The sequence below is a fragment of the Actinokineospora xionganensis genome (genome assembly GCF_014323725.1).
GTDB lineage: Bacteria > Actinomycetota > Actinomycetes > Mycobacteriales > Pseudonocardiaceae > Actinokineospora > Actinokineospora xionganensis.
Window position 1 is genome coordinate 171,148 of the sequence record NZ_JABVED010000002.1, and the last position, 19,747, is coordinate 190,894.

Genomic DNA, 19,747 nt, shown 5'->3' on the forward strand with positions numbered 1-19,747 from the left:
GGCGATCGCGGCAACCTTTCGGCGCTCCCCACGGTCTAGGGGGTGGATCGGGACGTGAATCGGCGCGGATGGGGGGTGTGGCGGCATGCGGGAGGACCTGGATTTCGACGGGTTCGTCCGGGAGCGGTACGACCAGCTCCTGCGTTACGCCGTGATGCTCACCGGGCGCCGCTGGGACGCCGAAGAGGTCCTGCAGGAAGCGCTGGTGCGCTGCCTTAAGAGATGGCGCAAGGTTCCCGCGGACAACGCGGTCGCCTACGCGCGCAAGGCGATCTACCACGAGTTTCTGCGCTCGGCCAAGCGCAAACCCCTGGTGACGCTCGACGAGATCGCCGGACAGTTGGACCTCGAGGATTTCGCGGGTGCCGTGGTGGCGCGCGAACACGTCCTGGCGGTCCTGCAGATACTGCCGCCGCGCCAGCGGGCCGCCGTGGTCGCACGGTTCTGGCTGGATCTGACCGAGGCGCAGACCGCGGTCGAGTTGGGGTGTTCGGTCGGCACCGTCAAATCACTGACCAGCCGGGGGCTGGCGAAGGTCAGGGAAACGTGGAAGGCGGGGGCCGTGGAGCACGCCACGGTAGTCACTTCGCCGGGGAGGAGGTGGGCATGATCGCGGACGAGCAGGATCGGACCGTGGCCCGGCTCCGCCACGAACTGGGGGCCATGGACGTGCATGCGCACGTCGATCAGGTCGACCGGATGCTGCGCAGGGTGCACACCCGCAGGCGCGAACAGCGGCAGCACACGGTCCAGATAGTGGCGGCGCTGGCCGTCGTGCTGATCGCGGTGGCGGGCGCGTTCGTCGTGAGCTGGCGGCAGGCCGAGCCCGATCTGGCGACACCGGCCGCGCCGGTGGTCGAGTGGCCGATGCGCGGCAACCTCGTGGGCGACATGGCGCTGCACGAGCGGGCTGAGGCGCTCTGGCGCGGCGCCGGGGAGAACGGGCCCACCGGGCCGGTGCGGACGATCTACGCGGGCAAGCGGGTAGACCGGTCGGCGAGCATGGTGGTCATCGCCATGGTCGCGCCGATGGACGGCGGACGCAGCCGGGTGGCCTTCGTGACCAGCGCGGTCAGCATCCACGGCGTCGCCGACGAGACGAAGCTGTTCCTGCGGGCGGTGACGACGGCGGAGCCGGGCCAGCGGGCCATCGGCTTCATCGCGGCGAAGCCCGCGTCGGGCGACGAGGAACTGCGCGGTGGCGGCGCGGTCGGCTTCACGCTGGCCACGCCGGGGGCGACGGCGATCAAGTTCCGGTCGTCCACGTACGACATGGAGTTCGAGGAGGAACAGCCGATCGAGCCGGACGGCGTCGTGTGGCTCGTGGGCCAGACCGGGATGGCGGCGTGGAACTCGACCGTGCAGGTGGCCGCACTGGCACCGATCGCGGTCCGGCTGGCGCCCGCCCTGACCGACCCGGACGTCGAGTCCGTGACGCTGACGACGGTGGGGCAGACCACCAAGGCGATCGGCGACGTCCGCCCGGGCGACTTGATCGTCACCGCGGAAGGGCTGGTCGGGGTGGCGGGCGCGGACGGCACGGTCGACACCGGGCTCACGGGGCTGAGCTCGATCGGCACGGTCCAGATCGCGCGGTCGAGCATTCCCGGCAACCTGGTCGAGCGGGCCGGGGTGCTGACCTTCGAGGCCACCGGGCCAGGAGAACTGCATCCTGGTAACCGGGTGGTGCTCGCCAACGGCGACCTGGTGATCAACTTGGGCAGGCTCGGCCAGGACCGCCTGGCCGTCGAGCGGCTGGTCGACCCGAACACGGTCACGACCGCGATGCGGGTCAGGCAGCGATGAACAGACTCACAACCGCGGCGGGGGTGGAGCGCCAGCCCCACCCCCGCCATACCGGATCAGTTCGGCGATGCCCAACCGTCGCCCCACACTCTGGAGGGTCCCCAGTCCTTGGTCAGGCGGAAGTAGTGCTCGTTGTACGGGTTGAGGCCGTGCCAGCAGTACCCGTAGTAGTACCCGTCGAGCTTGTACCGGACGGGCAGGCCGATGCGGGTGTCGACGCCGTAGGCGTTCCACATCTCGACCTTGATCTCACGCCACCAGTAGCTCGGATCCGTGCTGCCGGTCGCGCGGAGGTTCACGCAGGCGGTGCCGTTGTACGACGGCCAGAACGAGCGGGAAGCCAGGCTCGTCGAGAAGTCGTACGAGAAGTTGAACGGCAGGTAGTAGGCCGCGACCGTGTACTGCGATGTGGCTCCCGGACGATCCTTCCCATCGTCCGGGAGCAAATCCACCCAGGGCGCGTTCGGGTCCGGTCGACCAGGCACCCGCTGCGCCGCGTCCGGCCGGTCCCGCTGATTCTTTCCGTCATCGGCGGCCGCGCTCGGCGCCGACACCGTAATAGACAGTATTGACAGTCCGACTAGCAAAAGACGCTTGATTTTCGAAGACAACACCATTACTCCCTCCCGGAGTCAGGAATGGAAAGTTAGTCACAGAGCATGGTGGTACACGTCCATCTTTCGGGTGACACCAGGTCGACGCTTCGCGCGTCGGCCGGAAAGTGCGACAAATGGCCGCAGGCGTTCAGTCCAAAGAGAGCAACGCGTGATCGCATCCGGCATATCCGGGGAACGCCGAGGTCGCGGTCCCGCCACTGGCCGGCAGGGGCGCCCTGCGGCGGGACCGCGGGCGAACGCATCCTCGTTGGGGCACTCCCGACCCCGCATTCGCCGGGCGAAATCCTGCCCGACGTCCGGCGGACACCAACAATTCACAGAATTTCAGCGACTGGGGACTGAAATTTAAAGAGACGTCCGCCGGGAAAGTTGAAACCCGGCGGCACCTCCCGATCGCGCTGCCCTCGCGCGCGATGGGGACCGGGTCCGGCCGCATTTGCAGGGATGCGGCCGGGCCCGCCTTAATTCAACGGGCCGACCGATGACATAAGAAGTAATTGGTGTGACCACGCCAGCGGTGGCGGACCCGGGACACAACGAAACAAGCCTATGACCGTCGCACAGGTCATAGGCTTGTTTCGTTGGTGTGGCGGGTGAAGGATTCGAACCTTCGAAGCTTTCGCGACGGATTTACAGTCCGCTCCCATTGGCCGCTCGGGCAACCCGCCGGGTTCGTCCAGCGCCGCTGGACGGAGGGAACAATACCCAACCCCCTCCACCGGGTTCCAATCGGTACCCCCAGTGCCGCGCGGCGGTAGCATCCTGGCCACCAGAACCCCTTGATGTGGAGGTGCGAGACACGTGGCGGACCCGTCTTTCGACGTGGTGAGCAAGGTCGACCGGCAGGAGGTGGACAACGCGCTCAACCAGGCCGCGAAGGAACTGTCCACTCGGTTCGACTTCCGCAACACCGGCGCCCAGGTGAGCTGGAGCGGTGACGAGGCGATCACCTTCCAGGCCGACACCGAGGAGCGCTGCGCGGCGGCGATCGAGGTGTTCAAAGAGAAGCTGATCAAGCGCAACATCTCCCAGAAGGCATTCGACGTCGAGGAGCCCGCGCTCTCCGGCAAGGTCTATAAGGTCACCGGCACCCTGGTGCAGGGCATCTCCTCGGAGAAGGCCAAGGAGATCGCCAAGAAGATCCGTGAGGAAGGCCCGAAGGGCGTCCAGGCCCAGATCCAGGGCGACCAACTGCGGGTCACCGGCAAGAAAAAGGACCACCTGCAGGACGTCATCACCCTGCTCAAGACCGGCGACTTCGGGATCGCTCTGCAGTTCACGAACTACCGGTAAGCAAGATGGGAGACCCCGGCGGGGTGTCTCGGCGGCAAGGTGGAGATTCACCCCCGTCCCCCTGCCGGAGGTCGCCATGAGTGAGCACGACAAAGGCATCATCGACGTCGACGACATCGAGCGTCGGCTCTCGTTCGTGATGCGGTCGATCGATGTCGCGCTGGCGTTGCGCGACCGGGCGCGGTTCCACCGGGCGTGCGCGCTGCGGCGCGATTTGCTCACATTGCGGGCGAAAGCGGTAAACGAAAGCGGCCGAGGCTCGATGCTGGACGAGACACGACAGGAGCCGCGATGAAGGGCATCATCCTCGCCGGAGGAAGTGGGACGCGGCTGCATCCGATCACCCAAGCGGTGTCGAAGCAGCTGCTCCCGGTCTACGACAAACCCATGGTCTATTACCCGCTGTCGGTGCTGATGCTGGCAGGCATCCGGGACATCCTGATCATCTCGACCCCCACCGACCTGCCCAACTTCGAGCGCCTGCTGGGCGACGGCAGCCAACTGGGTGTGCGTTTCTCCTACGCCGTGCAGCCGGAGCCCAACGGGCTGGCGGAGGCGTTCATCATCGGTGAGGAGTTCATCGGCGAAGACCCGGTCGCGCTGATCCTGGGCGACAACATCTTCTTCGGGCAGAACTTCTCCCACCAGCTCCACGAGAGCGTCACCACGCTGGACGGCGCCGTGCTGTTCGGCTACCGCGTGAAGGACCCCGAGCGGTACGGCGTCGGCGAGGTCGACGCCGAGGGCACGCTGGTGTCGATCGAAGAGAAGCCGGCGAAGCCCAGGTCGAACCGGGCCATCACCGGTCTGTACTTCTACGACAACGACGTCGTCAAGATCGCCAAGAACCTGCGGCCGTCGCCGCGGGGCGAACTGGAGATCACCGACGTCAACCTGGAGTACCTGCGGCAAGGGCGGGCCAAGTTGGTGGACCTGGGGCGCGGGTTCGCGTGGCTGGACACCGGCACTCACGACTCGCTGCTGGAGGCCGGGCAGTTCGTGCAGGTTCTGGAGCACCGGACGGGGGTTCGGGTGGCTTGCCTTGAGGAAGTCGCACTGGAGCGCGGGTTCATCACGGCGGACGAGTGCTATGCGCTGGGCGAGAAGCTGGCGAAGTCGGGGTATGGGGAGTACGTGATGGCCGTGGCGAAGGCTGCTGGGGCTCGCTAGGTCGCTACACGGGGTGTCCTGTGGGGGGCTTGCCTGTTATTCGGGGTACTGACAGGCGAGTCGCCCAGACCACGGCGCTAGGCCTCGGCCATTGCCTCCAGGCGGGCGACGCGGTCGTCGATCGGTGGGTGGGTGGTGAACCTGCGGGCGAACCGGGCGTTGGTGCGGAACGGGTTTGCGATCATCAGGTGTGACTGCGAGACCAAAGCGGGTTCGGCGGGCAGTGGCGCGGCCTTGGTTCCGGCGTCCAGTTTGCGCAGGGCCATGGCGAGGCCCAGTGGGTCCCCGGTGAGTTTCGCGCCCGATTCGTCGGCCTGGTACTCCCTGGAGCGGCTTACGGCCATGCGGACGATGGTGGCCGCGACCGGGCCGAGCATGCCCACCACCAGCATGGCGATCGGGTTGTCGTCGTCATCGTCGCCGAAGAAGCCGGTGAGCATGGCTATGCCGGCGATCATGCTGACCGCGCCTGCCAACGCGCCCGCTACGCAGGAGATGAGGATGTCGCGGTTGTAGACGTGGGACAGCTCGTGGGCGAGGACGCCGCGCAGTTCGCGTTCGTCGAGTAGGTCCAGCAAACCCGTGGTGCAGCAGATCGCGGCGGTGCGGGGGTTGCGGCCGGTGGCGAAGGCGTTGGGGGCGAGGGTGTGGCTGAGGTAGAGGCGCGGCATCGGCTGGCGGGCGGCCGTGGCCAGCTCCGCGACGATTCGGTACAGCGCCGGGTGCTCAGCCTGGGAGACCGGTCGGGCACGCATCACCCGGAGTGCGATTTTGTCCGAGTTGATGAAGGCGTGGACGCTCAGCAGGACCGCCACACCGCCGCCGATGATCAGCGCGGTGCGCCCGAACAGGGAGCTGACCAGCAGGATCAGCGTGCTCATGCCGCCCAGCAGCAGAACGGTCTTGAGCCCGTTGCCATGCCACTGCACGTTGTCGCCTCCCCGATGTAAAGCTCCTGTTGGGTCCGGAAGACAAACGCCCGTGCCTACTGAGAAGTTCCTCAGTTGCCGCTCTCGCCCAGCCGCCAGTATGTGGTGGGCCGCACACGCTGCCTCGGGTAGCCGCGTTCGTCGAGCAGGTGGGCGCGGACGGCGAGCATCGCGGTGCGCTCCCCCGCCATCCACACCTCGGGCAGGCCATCGGGCAGTTCCGCGGCCCGGATGGCGTCGACGAGGACCGTGCTCTCACCCGCGGGCACGCCGTCGCGGTGCAGCCAGGTGAGGTCGAGGCCGGGGTGTTCCTCGGCGGCGTCGGCGACCTCGACGAACGCCAGCACGGGCTTGCCCTTCGGAAGGACGTCCAGAATCGCGCTGATGGCGGGCAGCGCGGTCTCGTCCCCGGCGAGCAGGTACCAGTCGGCGGCCGGGTCGGGCTGGTAGGCGGGCGAGGGGCCGACGAAGATCAGTTCGTCGCCGACCTTGGCACGCTCCGCCCAGGCGGACGCGGGACCGCAGTCGCCGTGCAGGACGAAGTCGAAGTCGACCTCGTTGGTCACCGGGTCGTGCCTGCGGATCGTGTACGTGCGGGTCAGCGGGCGGACCTGGGACCACAGGGCGCGCGCGGACTCGAGCGTCAGCGGCTCGGGCAGCACGAGGTCGTCGGGGTAGAAGTAGAGCATCACGTTCTGGTCGGTCCCGGCGCCCGCGAGGTCGGCCAGGGAGTCGCCCTGGACCGTGACCCTCGCCATGTGCGGGGTGATCCGCTCGACCCGGACCACGGGGACGCGCCAGAGGCGGGTCTCCTGCCTGCGGGAGCGGCGGCGGGCGGGGGTTTCGTTCGCGTTCATCGGTGCCATCCTCACTCGCCGGGTTTCGGCAGGTTTATCGAGGGTGCGGGTTTGAAGTTCGCCGATGACCGTGCGCACAGGTTCGAGGTCCAGGAGACCACCGCGAATCGGCTCGCGGAGTTTCGACCGGATGCCCGAGCCGGTATGACGTGCGTCTTCGATCCGGACGATCCCGACGCGGTCTCGATCGGCCTCGACACCTGGGTTCGGCTCTGGAACCCGCACGACCCGTATGGGGATGGGCACGTCCTCGCCGTGTGCGTGGAACTGGGCGCTCCGGGCATGAGCGCTGCCTTGCACTCGCTGAAGATGGCTAGGAGCGACCTTGGCGAGTTCCTGTGTGCCACGGCCGCGGAGACAATACGAGCGCCCCGCCGGTGGACCTCGGACGACGCGGACCTCACGGTGGAGGTGGAGCCGCCAAGCCGTGGACACGTCCGGGTCACCTGGACTCTCCGCCCCTGGCGCGGTGCGGACGGCGCGTGGTCGGCATGCGTGCGGCTCGACGTCGAGGGTGGCGCGGAACTCGATCAGCTCGGCGGCGAGATCCACCGGCTCCTCCATCGCTAGTCCAGGCCCGCGGTCTCCCGAACCGTGACGGTGGCGTGGCTCTCCTGGAAACTCTGCTCGGAGACCAAGGTCAGGCGGGCGGTGGCCTTGAATGTGGCCAAGTCCATGGCGCCGCAGGAGACCATGGTGGCTTTGATCTTGGCGATCGTCGTCGCCAGGCCTTCGTGGAGGTCGCCGGCGTAGGGCACGTAACCGTCGACGCCTTCCTCGAACAGCAGGCCGCGGCCACCCTGGCCGTAGCGCTGCCAGTTTCGGGCCCGGCTCGACCCCTCGCCCCAGTACTCCTTGACGAACCCGTCGCGGGTGGGGACCTTCGCGCCGGGGGCCTGGTCGAAGCGGGCAAAGTAGCGGCCCATCATCACGAAGTCCGCGCCCATCGCCAGGGCCAGCGTGACGTGGTAGTCGTGCAGCAGCCCGCCGTCGGAGCAGATGGGCACGTACTGGCCGGTGTTGTCGCGGTAGGCGTCGCGGGCGGCGGCCACGTCGAGGACGGCGCTGGCCTGGCCGCGCCCGATGCCCTTCTGGTCGCGGGTGATGCAGATCGAGCCGCCACCGACACCGACCTTGATGAAGTCGGCGCCCGCGTCGGCGAGGAAGGTGAAGGCCTCACCGTCCACGACGTTGCCGCCGCCGACGGGCACCTCGGGATAGTGCTTCTTCGCCCAGGTCAGCGCTTCGGCCTGCCAGTCGCTGAAGCCGTCGGAGGAGTCGAAGGCCAGGACATCGACCCCGGCTTCGACCAGTGCCGGGATCCGGTCGCGGTAGTCGTGGGTGTTGACACCCGCACCGACCCGCAGGCGCTTGCCGTCGTCCACCAGTTGGGTGGGGAAGCGCTTGTTGTCGGTGTAGTCCGAACGAAACACGAGGTGACGCAGCCGCCCCGACTCGTCCACCGTGGGCAGGCAGTCCAGGCGCTCCTCCCACAGCCGCGCGTTCGCCTCGGAGAGCCCGATGTCGTCGCTGCTGTGCGCGACCTTTTCGACCGGCACCATGCGGGTGCTGACCAACGCGGCGGCGTCGTGCCGCTGCGGGTGGAAGTCCCGGGAGGTCACCAGGCCGAGCAACCGGCCGGAAGCCGTGCCGTCGTCGGTCACCGCGGCCGTGGTGTGGCCGGTTCGCTCCATCAGCTCCCACAGGTGCCCGAGCGTGTCGGTGGGGCGCACGTTGGTGTCGCTGACGACGAAGCCGGCTTTGAAGTTCTTCACGGCGCGCACATCGGCCACTTGGTCTTCAACCGACCGGTTGTGGTGCAGGAAGCCCAGACCGCCTTCACGCGCCAGGGCGATCGCCAGTTCCGGGGAGCTGACGGCCTGCATGATCGCGGAGGTGAACGGCGTCCGCAGCTCGATCGCCGACGCTTCCCCGGCCACGTGACGAACCAGCGGCGCCCGCAAATCCACCGCGGCGGGCGTGCACTCGAGCGAGGTCCGATTCGGCAGCAGCAGGAACTCGTTGAACGTTCGCGAAATGCCCTCTACCAGCTGTGCCACGGTCTCCCCTTGATCCAACATGCGCTTATACACGCCCCAACGCGGTTGCGACAGCATGCCGGACGGGCGACTGGGGGTTTCAGGCACCCGAACGTCCCGGAATCCGCCGTGAACGAGGCTGGAACTACCCCGCGAGCGCGAGCGCAACGGTCGTGGTGGCAGCATCGTCGTTCTTCCGGGATGACACGGCGACGCTGCTGTGGGCCGGTGTCGCGGTCCTGCTGATCGGGCAGGCCGTGATCGGACTGATGTACGTGATCGACGTCCGTCGCTTCGGCGGGTGACGAACACGAGCGGCTCCCAGCGTGGTCACTGGGAGCCGCTTCGCTGTTTTCCGTGAAGACGCCCGCGATCGACACACAGTCACCGACGGCACGGAACCCCGGAACTCGGATAGCCGCAGCTCAAGAGCCCAGGAGGGCGCGGAGCTCGGCGCACCGCTAGTCGCGGAGAGTCACCAATTTATCCCCGGAGTTCCATCGTGCAGCACTTGGGGCCGCCGCCGGACTTGCGGAGTTCGGAGATGTCCACCATCACCGGCTCGTACCCGCGGGACGCCAGGACCGCCGCGAGGCGGGTGGCTTCGACCGGCAGCACCACGTTGCGGCCGTCGGAGACGGCGTTGATGCCGAGGCAGGCCGCGTCCTCCTCCGTACAGATAACGGCGTCCGGGAAGAGGCGGGCGAGGACTCGCTGGGTGCCTTCGGAGAAGGCCGCCGGGTAGTAGGCGATCTCGGCGCGGCGGCCGTCGCGGGCTTCCGACAGCACGAACAGTGCGACGTCGAGGTGGTAGTACCGCGGGTCGACAAGGTGGAGGGACACCACGGGGACACCCAGAGTCTCCTGGGCTTCGGCGTGGGCTCCGGGGTCGGTGCGGAAGCCGGTGCCCGCGAGCAGGACCTCGCCCGTCCAGGCGAAGTCGCCCTCAGCCTCGTTGATCCGCTCCGGCATGACGACATCCCGGTAGCCGTTGTCGAGGAACCAGCGGCGGAAGTGGTCGGCCTCAGCCGCCCGCTGGGGGGCACGGAAGCGGGAGCCGAGGACGCGGCCGTCGACGACGGTGCCCGAGTTGGCGGAGAAGACCATGTCGGGCAGGCCGGGCTCCGGCTCGATGGTCTCGACCTTGTGGCCCAGCCGCTCGTAGGTCTCCTTCAGCGCCGTCCACTGTGCGACCGCCTTGGCGGTGTCGACGGGCTGGTCGGGGTCCATCCACGGGTTGATGACGTACTCGACGGTGAAGTACTTGGGCTCGCACATCAGGTAGCGGCGGGTCGTCGGAACCCGCTCGGCCACGGCGGTGTGGGCCGCGGTTTCGGAGAGCAGCGTCATGGATCGAAATGTATGGCCACATTCGACACACATCAATGTCGCTCCATTGCTCTTGAGCATGCACAATGTTGCGTGTGGACGTCATAGATCAGCGAATCATTGCGCAGCTTGTCGCCGATGCTCGGTCGAGCTACGCGGAGATCGGGAAAGTCGTGTCGCTTTCGGCCCCGGCCGTGAAGCGCCGCGTGGACCGTCTCCTGGAGACAGGCGTGCTGCGTGGGTTCACCGCGGTGGTCAATCCTGAGGCACTCGGCTGGGGCACTGAGGCCTTTGTGGAAGTGCACTGCCAGGGCAACGTCTCACCCGACCGAATTCGCCGCAAGCTCGAACCGCTGACCGAGGTCGTGGCCGCGTACACCGTCTCCGGCGCCGCGGACGCGATCGTCCACCTGCGCGCGGCGAACATCCACCACCTGGAGGACGCCCTGGAGCGCCTGCGGGCCATCGACATGGTGTCCCGCACTGTTTCCACTGTGGTGTTGTCGACACTGCTCGAACGTCCCCCCGCGCCTGAGCCCGGCTAACTGATTGATTCCCAGCTGTTGCCTGGTATCGGCCGGTCCACGGCGTCGCTGCCAAGGCGCGGGGACAGCGCTCGTACCGGGTTGTACTTGGCTGTTCCCGCAACGCGGGCAGCGGCGTCGTGGGCCGGTCGAGACCTGGTAACAGCTGGGAATCAATCAGTTAGGGTCCGCAGGCATGACCGACGTTCTCCTCGACCGCCGCGACGGCGTCGCCGTGATCACGCTCAACGCTCCCGACCGACGCAACGCGCTGACGTTGCCTATGTCGGCACGGCTGGCCGAGTTGGTCGGCGAGTGCGAGGCCGACGACCAGACCTCCGCCATCGTGATCACCGGCGCGCCGCCCGCGTTCTGCGCGGGGGCGGATCTCACCGTCCTCGGCGAATCGCGCGAGGAGGGGCTGCGGGCGATCTACGCGGGCTTCCTCGCGGTCGCCCGGTCGTCGCTGCCGACGATCGCGGCGGTGGGCGGGGCGGCGGTCGGCGCCGGGCTGAACCTGGCGCTCGCCGCGGACGTGCGGCTAGCGGGTCCGAAGGCGCGGTTCGACGCCCGGTTCCTACAGCTGGGCATCCACCCGGGCGGCGGCATGACGTGGATGCTGCAGCGGATCGTCGGGCCACAGACGGCCACCGCGATGACCCTGTTCGGCCAGATCCCGGACGCGGCCGAGGCCGAGCGGGTCGGGCTGGTCCTGCGCACCGTCGACGGCGACCACGACGCGCTGGTGGACGCGGCCGTGGCGCTCGCCGCACCCGCCGCCGCCGGGCCGCGGGACCTAGTGCGGTCCATCAAGCGGACGATGCGCGCGACGGCGTCGATGGACGCGCACGCCGACGCGGTCGAAGCCGAGCTGATCACCCAGGTGGCGTCCATGGATACCCCGGAGTTCGCCCAGCTCCTGGCGAAGATGCGGGCCAAGATCAGCGGCAACCCGTAGACCCTACGTGGCGTACCACACAGCGAACTTCTTCCGCCGGCATCTGGGATACTGTAACCATGAGTTACAGTTAAATTTGGGGTTTCCGGACCACCCTGTGGACACTCGGACCGCGATCGCAGTCTCCCGACTGTGATGTGTAGCGCGTTGCGAGGGACCCGCCGATTTCGATGCCTACCGTGGAAGGCGAAGTGGTCGGCGACCAGGCCGGGTTGAGCAATCGAACGCCAGCTTCGCCGGGGGCGGAAGACTACCCTTGGCAGTAGCGGACGGCACTGGCCAAGCACGCTGTCAGGAGAGAGGGATCGGCGAGTTCATGAGCACAAGTGTGGACGGCGACGTGGCCGGAGGCGCTGACTCCGCCGGGTCTTCCCGTCAGGCCGGGACCAAACTCGACCGAGTCGTGATCCGGTTCGCGGGCGACTCCGGCGACGGTATGCAGCTGACAGGTGACAGGTTCACCTCAGAGGCAGCCGCGTTCGGCAACGACCTGTCGACGATGCCCAACTTCCCCGCCGAGATCCGCGCCCCCCAGGGCACGATCCCCGGTGTCTCCAGCTTCCAGGTGCACTTCGCCGACTACGACATCCTGACCCCGGGCGACCGGCCGGACGTGTTGGTCGCGATGAACCCGGCGGCGCTCAAGGCGAACATCGCCGATCTGCCCGCGGGCGGGACGCTGATCGTCAACACCGACGAGTTCACCAAGCGCAACCTGACCAAGGTCGGCTACGCGGCGAACCCGCTGGAAGACGACTCGCTGTCGTCCTTCCAGGTGCACGAGGTCGCGATGGCCACGATCACCCAGGGCGCGCTGGCCGAGACCGGCCTGGGCAAGAAGGACGCCGAGCGCTGCAAGAACATGTTCGCGCTGGGGCTGCTGTCGTGGATGTACCACCGGCCGACCGAGGGCACCGAGGCGTTCCTTCGCGAGAAGTTCGCCCGCAAGCCCGACATCGCCGAGGCCAACGTCCTCGCGTTCCGCGCGGGGTTCTACTACGGCGAGACCACTGAGGCCTTCGCCGTCACCTACCAGGTCGCACCCGCCAAGCTGCCCGCGGGAACGTACCGGCAGATCACCGGCAACACCGCGCTCGCGTACGGCATCGTCGCGGCCGGGGTGCAGTCGAAGCTGCAGGTGCTGCTGGGCACGTACCCGATCACCCCGGCGTCGGACATCCTGCACGAGCTGAGCAAATACAAGCAGTTCGGCATCACCACGTTCCAGGCCGAGGACGAGATCGCGGGCATCTGCGCCGCGCTCGGCGCCTCCTACGGCGGCGCGCTGGGTGTCACCTCGACGTCCGGCCCGGGTGTCGCGCTGAAGTCGGAGACCATCGGCCTCGGTGTGATGACCGAACTCCCGCTGCTGGTCATCGACGTGCAGCGCGGTGGCCCGTCCACCGGTCTGCCGACGAAGACCGAGCAGGCCGACCTGCTGCAGGCCATGTACGGCCGCAACGGCGAGTGCCCGGTCCCGATCATCGCCCCGCAGTCCCCGGCGGACTGCTTCGCCGCGGCGGTCGAGGCCACCCGGATCGCGCTGAAGTACCGCACCCCGGTGCTGCTGCTCTCGGACGGCGCCATCGCCAACGGCTCCGAGCCGTGGTTGGTCCCGGAGCTGGACACGCTGCCCGACTTGACGGTGGAGTTCGCCACCGAGCCCAACGCCCCGGACGGGTCCGGCGAGTTCTGGCCGTACCTGCGCGACCCGGAGACGCTGGCCCGCGCGTGGGCACTGCCCGGCACCGCCGGTCTGCAGCACCGCATCGGCGGTCTGGAGAAGCAGGACGGCACCGGCAACATCTCCTACGACCCGGACAACCACGACAAGATGGTCCGGCTGCGTCAGGCCAAGATCGACGGCATCGACGTGCCCGACATCGAGGTGGACGACCCGTCCGGCAAGGCGCGGGTGCTGGTGCTGGGCTGGGGCTCGTCCTACGGCCCGATCGGCGCGGCGGCGCGGCGGGTGCGCAAGCTCGGCCACGCGGTCGCCCAGGCGCACCTGCGCCACCTGAACCCGTTCCCCGCCAACCTGGGTGAGGTCCTGCGGAGCTACGACAAGGTCGTCGTTCCGGAAATGAACCTCGGCCAACTGTCGTTGCTGCTTCGTGGGCGGTACCTGGTCGACGTGATCAGCTACACCAAGGTCGCGGGCCTGCCGTTCATGGCCGAGGAACTCCAGAACGTCCTCACGGACATCGTGAAAGGGGTCGACGCATGACCGCGATTGATCTTGGGCTGCCCGGCCTCGCGGGGGTGCCGACGACCGACGAGCCGCAGAAGGCCAAGGACTACAAGTCCGACCAGGAAGTCCGCTGGTGCCCCGGCTGTGGCGACTACATCGTGCTCAACGCGGTGCAGTCGTTCCTGCCGACACTGGGCCTCAAGCGGGAGAACATAGTCTTCGTCTCCGGCATCGGCTGCTCCTCACGGTTCCCGTACTACATGAACACCTACGGGATGCACTCGATCCACGGCCGCGCCCCGGCCATCGCGACCGGCCTGGCCACCGCGCGCCCGGACCTGTCGGTGTGGGTCGTCACCGGCGACGGCGACTCGCTGTCGATCGGCGGCAACCACCTGATCCACACGCTGCGCCGCAACGTGAACCTGAAGATCCTGCTGTTCAACAACCGGATCTACGGCCTCACCAAGGGCCAGTACTCGCCGACGTCGGAGCCGGGCAAGGTCACCAAGTCGACCCCGATGGGCTCACTGGACCACCCGTTCAACCCGGTGTCCCTGGCCCTGGGCGCCGAGGCGACGTTCGTCGGCCGGGCACTGGACTCCGACAAGGTCGGCCTCACCGACGTCCTGCGTCAGGCGGCGGAACACCGGGGCTCGGCACTGGTGGAGATCTACCAGAACTGCCCCATCTTCAACGACGGCGCCTTCGACGTGCTGAAGGAGCCGGGCGAGGCCGAGCAGCGCCTGATCAACCTGGAACACGGCAAGCCCATCCGCTTCGGCGCGGAAGGCGAGTACGGCGTGGTCCGGTCGGGCTTCGGGTCGCTGGAGGTCGCGAAGGTCAGCGAGGTGGGCGAGGAAGCCCTGGTGGTGCACGACGCCCACATCGAGGACCCGTCCTACGCCTTCGCGTTGTCGCGTCTGTCCACTCAGGACCTGAGCCACACCATCACGGGTGTCTTCAGGTCGGTACGCCGGGACACCTACGACGATCTGGCCCGGGCGCAGGTGGCGCAGGCCGTGGAGAGCAAGCCCGCAGACCTGCGAAGCCTGCTGCACGGCAAGGACACCTGGACCATCGCACCTTGATCTGAGCCAGACAAAGGGCCGCTACCCCAGTAGGGTGGCGGCCCTTTGTTCTTGATCCCTGCACCCTCGTCCAGGCAAGCAGAGTGGCCGCCACCCCGCACAGGTAGCGGCCACTCATACCCGTCCTGCCTAGCTCTTCTCGCTGCGGCGCTTGTTCCAGGCCGTGAACCCAGCCTGCTCCGCATCCGAAGCGGTCTTGAACCAGACCTCAGCCCGAGTCCGTGGGTAGTACGGCGACTCGGTCGTGTGGAACAGCATCGAGTCCGCGTTCCCCTTGATGGTGAACTCATCCGAAGGCGCCGATCCATCAGCCTTCGGATTCGCCGAGTTCGGCCCGAACGGTCCCTCAGGCACCCGAGCGACCGCCTGCCGCGGGACCTCCGTCTGACCCCGTTCCGCACCACCGACGCGGTTCCAGGGCCGGAATCCCGCCGCCTCCGCCTCTTCCGCGTCGCGGAACCAGACTTCGGCTTTGGTCACCGAATAGAACGCTGACTCCTCGGTGTGGAACAGCATGGAGTCGACGTTGCCCTTGACCTTGAACTCTTCCGCGGGGGCGGTGCCGTCGGCCTTCGGCTTGGCCGAGCCCGCGTACTCGCCCGCCTCCCACGTCGGCTGTGCCACGGCGGGCCGCGCCTCACGCTTGGTGCGAGACCACGGCGTGAAGCCCGCGCGCTCGGCGTCGGCGGCGGACTTGAACCAGACCTCCGCCTTGGTGCGGCCGTAGTACGGGGATTCGGTGGTGTGGAACAGCATCGAGTCCGCGTTGCCCTTGATGGTGTACTCGGGGCCGGGGGACGCCCCACCGGGTCCGGGACGCGCCGATCCCGGGCCGTACGGCTCCTCGATGGCAGGCGCCTCCGCGACGGCCGTGGAGGTGGCGAACATCGGGGTGCCGCCCTTGCCCGCGTCCGCGTCCGTGTCCGACTCCGGTTCCACTGGGAGGCCGCGGTCAGCGCCGGAACCAGTGGAACCGACGACGTGCGAGCCGAGGCCCGTGTCGGAACTCTGGTCGGACCCGTTGCCGGAACCCTTGTCGGACTCCGGGTCGGCGACCGGACCCGTGCCCGCGAGGCCGTCGGCGCCCGAGCCGGTGGCCACGCCCGTGGCGGCGGCACCGGCGATCGGGCCGGAACCCGCGAGGGTGCCCGGACCGCTGTCCTCGTCGGTCGGCGAGCCGTTCTTGTCGGTCGTGCCCGCCCGCCGTGCCGCCATCCCGGCCGCCGCGCCCGCGGCCGCGCCGCTGGTCGCGGAGCCGCTCACGTTCAGGTCGCTCACGGCTTCCTCGTCGGACATGGCGGGGAGGGTGTCGCGGTTGCCTTCCTCCATCGAGGGCGGCGGGGCGGCCATCCACTCCGTCTTGCTCGAGTCGTCCTCTTCGACGAGGTGGTGCTTGGCCGTGGTGGCGGCGGTGGCCGTCTCCTTGGCTGAGTCCTCGTCCTTGTCCTCCATCTTGCCCACCGCGGCGCCGCCCGCGGTGGCGAGGCCTGCCGCGCCGAGCATGGCGGCCGGGTCGGACTTGGGCTCGTCGTCCAGTGAGCCCTTCAACGTGCCGGAGCGACCCGTGTCGTCGAGCGTCTGGACCGGGATGCGGCCGGTCGGGGTGTCGTCGCCCGGAGTGTCGTCGGCGCGCAGGGTTCCGGTGCGCTCATCGTCGTCGAGCGAGCCCAGTGCGGAAGCACGTGGCCGTGCCGAGGCGCTCGCCTTGTCCGTGCTCGCGGCGCGCTTGGGCGAGCGGTCGCTGTCCTTGACGGCGGGGCCACCGATGCGTTCCTCGGTCACCTCGACCTTGGGCTTGCGGAAGAACCGCTGAACCAGCCAGGTGAAAAGCGCACCCAGCAGAAAGGACAGCAGCAACCAGAGCCACACCTGCCCGAAGAGATATTTCATGGTCTGGTCTCCTAAAGGACGACGATTTCGACCCGGCGATTGGCCGCCTGGCCTGCTGCGGTGTTGTTGGGCGCCACGGGCTTGGTGCTGCCGTAGCCCTTGGCGGTGATGCGGTCCGCGGCGACCCCGAGCTGGGCGAGTCGCGATTGGACGGTGGCGGCGCGCTGGTCGCTGAGCTGCTGCCCGTCGACGCTGTCGTTGCCCGGCGCGTCGGCGATGTGGCCGCCGACCTCGATGGACACGCCCTTGAGCAGCGGCGCGATCTGCTGCACCGTGTTCTCCCCCGCGGGGGTGAGCGTGGCCGAGTTGGGCTGGAAGGTGATCGGCTGGGCCGCGATCAGTGCGTTGATCTGCTGCTGCACAGCCGCTTTGTCGACCGGCGGGGCGGCGACGGTCAGCTTGTTGTCGATCTTGGCGCCGCCCGCCATCGCGGTCGCCGCCTGTTCCGCCGCGGCCTTGTCCTGCTCGGTCGGGACCGAACCGGACAGGGTCACCGTGTCGCCGTCCCAGCTCACGCCGCGGTCACCCGGGGCGGTGCCCAGGATGCCCACGGCCTTGCCCAGTTCGGCCGCGGGCAACGGAAGCGTCGCTCCCGGCGTCACGGTCAACTGGTCGACGACGGGACGTCCGCCCGCGGCCTGGGTGGCGGACGCGACGAGAGCCGCGCGCGCGGCCTCATCGGGAACGGCGCCGCTCAGCACGACCGAGCCGTCCTTGAGGTCGGCCTTCATCGGGACACCCGGCGCCGGTGGCACCGGGTTCGCCGAGCTCGCCGGCGCACTGGAAGCGTTGGGACCAGTGGAGTCCGTGCCCGCGGTGTCGCCCGCGGGTCCACCCGCGACGGACGCCGACCAGACCCCGTCGACCGACTCGACCGCGCCGCGCGCGGCGTCGATCTGCCCGGCCGGGACACCCGAGACGTTGGCGACGACGCCGTCCATCCGCACGTCGGCTCCGGAGATTCCCGCTGCCGCGAGAGCGTTCTGCGACTTGAGCGCGAGATCGGACTCGACTTCATCGCGTTTGCCGAACGGCGTGACGGTCGCCAGCAGCGCGAGCAGCGCCGGGATCAGCACCAGCCCCAACAGCCAGGGCAAAATTCCGCCGCGTCGATCGTAGTTCGTGGTCTTCGTGCGACGAATCAGAGTTTCGCCTGGTTGAAGGGAATCTGAAACGGAACCTGGCATGGCAGCTCCGAACGGGACAAACACCTCCGATCGTCCATTTGGACGACCTCTAGCACTCCGAAAAGCGCACGGTGTCTTTTATCATTCCCGCAACATAGCCGCCACTTGGAGTGAACGGCCGACTCCCCGGCGTCAAGCCAGCGGTCGGAACCCCACTCGCTCGGCGTCGGCGACCGACCGGAACCACACCTCGGCGATGGTCCGGTCGAACTTCGGCGACTCGGGTGAGCAGTACCGAAGCGCGGTGACGCTGGCCTTGATGACGTAGTCGCCCGACGGCGATTCCCCACCGGGCAACGGCATCGCCGATCCCGGACCGAACGGGCCCGGCGGGACGAACGGGTCGACCCCGCCCATCGGCGCCTGCTTCAGCGCGGTGCGCGAGCGCCGCGGTCGGCTCTCGGGCAGGACCGACGTCGCGGCCACGGCTTCGTCCGCCGGGCGGATCGGCTCGAACAGGGAGCGCTCGGCCTCGGCCGCGGGCGCCGTCGCGGTCGCCGGGGTGGCGGGCGCGGGCGGGGCGGGCTGGATGCCGAACGGGATCCGGCCCTGTGGCTTGGCCGGGATGCGCTTGGGCAGCGCGCTGGTCGTGGTGGTGACGCGCACCTCTCCGTACGCCAAGTTCGGTTCCTCCGCGGGCTCGGTCGCTGCCACTGGCTGCGCGACTGGCGGCGCGGGCAGTGGATCCGGCTCGACGACGGACGTGGGCGGCACGGGGCGGACGAACTGCGTGGCGGCGTCGATCGACGCCGCGGGCGCCGGGGCGCTGACGGTCCGGTCCGGTGCGGCCTGGTCCTCCTGCTCTTCATCGAGATCGTCGACGAGAGCGTCGTCGGTGTTGTCCTGCTCGCCTTCGGCATCGATCCGGCGGATCAACTCGGCGGGGATCGGGGTGGTGTGCTGGGTGAAGATCGTGCCGCCACCGGTGTCGGAGCGGTCGTCCTCACGGCTGCGGGCGACTTCGGCCTCGGCTTCGGCCAAGTCGTCGACGAGGTGTTCGTCGCCGGGCTCGGCCTGCCCGGGCAACCACTTCTCGGCGGGAGCCTCGCTCAGCTCCGCCGCGCGGTCGGCCGGGATGTACTGGGTGGTTTCGGCGGCGTCGGCGAGCAGCGACCCGGCGTGCCGGGTCTCCTCGACCTCACCCAGGCGCAGGGCGCCGCGCTCGTCGGCGTCGTCCTGACCGTCCTCGGCGTGGTCGTACTCGTCCCGCCGGTCGTACTCGTCGCGCTGCTCGTCCTGCGCGTCGTCGGCGCGGTCCGGCTCGGCGTCGTAGTCGTCCTGGGTGTCGAGGCGGGCGTGCTCGGCGGCGAACAGGGCCTGGTCGAACTCGCCGCTGTCGCCGCGGCGGCTGTCCTGGCCATCGCGCTCGTCACGGTCATCGTGATCATCGCGGTGGTCGTCGTGCTCACCGTGCGCGTCACGCTGGTCGAGCTGGGCGAAACCGTCGCGGTAGTCGCCGCGGTCCTGGGACTCGAAGCCGGGAACGAGAGCGGGCGCCGACCGGAACTCGTGCGATTCGTAATCGTCGGCGAAGTCCGTGGCACGCGGCAAAGGGTCGGCGTACGAGGTCGCGTAGTCCTCGGCGGGCGCCTGGGCCTCACGCCTGCGGGAAGCGGCGAGCCGGTTCTGCAGATCCGCGACGCGCTTGCGCGCCGGGTTCGCGATCAGGATCCAGCACAGCAGCGCGCCGACCAGGAATCCGGCGAGGCTCCACACCCACACCTGACCGAAGAACGGCATCTGCCACTTCTCCCTCCCGGCCGCGCCATCGCGGCGCGTAAGACCGTTGTTCGAGCCTAGAGGAGGCTACTGCGGTCGAGTTCACGACAGGGATGCTCCCCGGGATTTCCCGGACACATCACAGTT

At 68.6% G+C, this 19,747-nt stretch carries 19 protein-coding genes and 1 tRNA gene; 11 read left to right on the plus strand and 9 right to left on the minus strand.

The features are described 5' to 3' along the window. Positions 1-85 precede the first annotated feature (85 nt). Both GPZ80_RS04355 and GPZ80_RS04360 read left to right on the plus strand, forming a co-directional pair. A complete protein-coding gene (locus tag GPZ80_RS04355; protein ID WP_187218450.1) occupies positions 86-610 on the plus strand; it encodes a SigE family RNA polymerase sigma factor in 525 nt (174 codons plus the stop codon). After that, on the plus strand, positions 607-1,806 hold the full coding sequence (locus tag GPZ80_RS04360; RefSeq protein WP_187218451.1) for a hypothetical protein: 1,200 nt from the start codon (positions 607-609) through the stop codon (positions 1,804-1,806). Before GPZ80_RS04355 ends, GPZ80_RS04360 begins: the two co-directional genes overlap by 4 nt. Before the next feature lie 56 nt (positions 1,807-1,862). Here GPZ80_RS04360 and GPZ80_RS04365 read toward each other — a convergent pair whose 3' ends face one another. Further along, positions 1,863-2,360, minus strand: a complete 498-nt coding sequence (locus GPZ80_RS04365; RefSeq protein WP_187218452.1) for a hypothetical protein — start codon at positions 2,358-2,360, stop codon at positions 1,863-1,865. Between the two features lie 650 nt (positions 2,361-3,010). Then, positions 3,011-3,091: transfer RNA gene (locus GPZ80_RS04370), tRNA-Tyr, on the minus strand. Between the two features lie 133 nt (positions 3,092-3,224). On the opposite strand from GPZ80_RS04370, the gene GPZ80_RS04375 reads away from it, so the two are divergent. From GPZ80_RS04375 to rfbA, 3 genes are all read left to right on the plus strand, one after another. After that, entirely contained in the window at positions 3,225-3,716 is a 492-nt protein-coding gene (locus GPZ80_RS04375; protein ID WP_187218453.1) for a YajQ family cyclic di-GMP-binding protein, read from the plus strand. Between the two features lie 76 nt (positions 3,717-3,792). Then, entirely contained in the window at positions 3,793-4,011 is a 219-nt protein-coding gene (locus GPZ80_RS04380; protein WP_187218454.1) for a hypothetical protein, read from the plus strand. Next, a complete protein-coding gene (gene rfbA, locus GPZ80_RS04385; protein WP_187218455.1) occupies positions 4,008-4,886 on the plus strand; it encodes a glucose-1-phosphate thymidylyltransferase RfbA in 879 nt (292 codons plus the stop codon). The genes GPZ80_RS04380 and rfbA overlap by 4 nt, the downstream gene beginning before the upstream one ends. Positions 4,887-4,963: 77 nt before the next feature. Here rfbA and htpX read toward each other — a convergent pair whose 3' ends face one another. Both htpX and GPZ80_RS04395 read right to left on the minus strand, forming a co-directional pair. Continuing rightward, positions 4,964-5,815, minus strand: a complete 852-nt coding sequence (gene htpX / locus GPZ80_RS04390; protein WP_187218456.1) for a zinc metalloprotease HtpX — start codon at positions 5,813-5,815, stop codon at positions 4,964-4,966. A gap of 71 nt (positions 5,816-5,886) precedes the next feature. Further along, complete coding sequence (locus tag GPZ80_RS04395) at positions 5,887-6,672, minus strand: siderophore-interacting protein (protein ID WP_187218457.1); 786 nt, start codon at positions 6,670-6,672, stop codon at positions 5,887-5,889. Between the two features lie 51 nt (positions 6,673-6,723). Between GPZ80_RS04395 and GPZ80_RS04400 the strand changes: the two genes are divergently transcribed. Further along, the gene (locus tag GPZ80_RS04400; protein ID WP_187218458.1) at positions 6,724-7,242 is read left to right on the plus strand and encodes a DUF6228 family protein; all 519 of its coding nucleotides are present in this window, start codon (positions 6,724-6,726) and stop codon (positions 7,240-7,242) included. Here the strand turns inward: GPZ80_RS04400 and GPZ80_RS04405 are convergent. Further along, positions 7,239-8,732 (minus strand): IMP dehydrogenase, encoded by a 1,494-nt coding sequence (locus tag GPZ80_RS04405; RefSeq protein WP_187218459.1) that lies wholly within the window; start codon positions 8,730-8,732, stop codon positions 7,239-7,241. The genes GPZ80_RS04400 and GPZ80_RS04405 overlap by 4 nt on opposite strands. A gap of 155 nt (positions 8,733-8,887) precedes the next feature. On the opposite strand from GPZ80_RS04405, the gene GPZ80_RS33280 reads away from it, so the two are divergent. Beyond that, entirely contained in the window at positions 8,888-9,016 is a 129-nt protein-coding gene (locus GPZ80_RS33280) for a hypothetical protein (RefSeq protein ID WP_281401158.1), read from the plus strand. A 178-nt stretch (positions 9,017-9,194) separates the two neighbouring features. On the opposite strand, the gene ddaH is transcribed toward GPZ80_RS33280, so the two are convergent. Further along, entirely contained in the window at positions 9,195-10,061 is an 867-nt protein-coding gene (gene ddaH / locus GPZ80_RS04410; protein WP_187218460.1) for a dimethylargininase, read from the minus strand. Between the two features lie 74 nt (positions 10,062-10,135). Between ddaH and GPZ80_RS04415 the strand changes: the two genes are divergently transcribed. From GPZ80_RS04415 to GPZ80_RS04430, 4 genes are all read left to right on the plus strand, one after another. Continuing rightward, positions 10,136-10,585 (plus strand): Lrp/AsnC family transcriptional regulator, encoded by a 450-nt coding sequence (locus GPZ80_RS04415; protein ID WP_187218461.1) that lies wholly within the window; start codon positions 10,136-10,138, stop codon positions 10,583-10,585. Positions 10,586-10,760: 175 nt separating this feature from the next. Then, positions 10,761-11,522, plus strand: coding sequence for an enoyl-CoA hydratase (locus GPZ80_RS04420; protein WP_187218462.1), 762 nt, complete (start codon positions 10,761-10,763; stop codon positions 11,520-11,522). Positions 11,523-11,838: 316 nt separating this feature from the next. Continuing rightward, positions 11,839-13,749: a 2-oxoacid:acceptor oxidoreductase subunit alpha gene (locus GPZ80_RS04425; RefSeq protein ID WP_187218463.1), complete on the plus strand. Its 1,911-nt coding sequence runs from the start codon at positions 11,839-11,841 to the stop codon at positions 13,747-13,749. Continuing rightward, positions 13,746-14,804 carry a 2-oxoacid:ferredoxin oxidoreductase subunit beta gene (locus GPZ80_RS04430; protein WP_187218464.1) on the plus strand — a complete coding sequence of 353 codons (1,059 nt, stop codon included), beginning with the start codon at positions 13,746-13,748 and terminating at the stop codon, positions 14,802-14,804. Before GPZ80_RS04425 ends, GPZ80_RS04430 begins: the two co-directional genes overlap by 4 nt. 129 nt (positions 14,805-14,933) lie before the next feature. Here GPZ80_RS04430 and GPZ80_RS04435 read toward each other — a convergent pair whose 3' ends face one another. The 3 genes from GPZ80_RS04435 to GPZ80_RS32440 all read right to left on the minus strand — a co-directional run bounded on the left by GPZ80_RS04435 (position 14,934) and on the right by GPZ80_RS32440 (position 19,621). Next, entirely contained in the window at positions 14,934-16,694 is a 1,761-nt protein-coding gene (locus tag GPZ80_RS04435) for a sunset domain-containing protein (RefSeq protein ID WP_187218465.1), read from the minus strand. Positions 16,695-16,705: 11 nt separating this feature from the next. Further along, positions 16,706-17,791: a channel-forming protein ArfA/OmpATb gene (gene arfA, locus GPZ80_RS04440; protein WP_187218466.1), complete on the minus strand. Its 1,086-nt coding sequence runs from the start codon at positions 17,789-17,791 to the stop codon at positions 16,706-16,708. Positions 17,792-18,013: 222 nt separating this feature from the next. Beyond that, on the minus strand, positions 18,014-19,621 hold the full coding sequence (locus GPZ80_RS32440; RefSeq protein ID WP_246476764.1) for a sunset domain-containing protein: 1,608 nt from the start codon (positions 19,619-19,621) through the stop codon (positions 18,014-18,016). Positions 19,622-19,747: the final 126 nt, after the last annotated feature.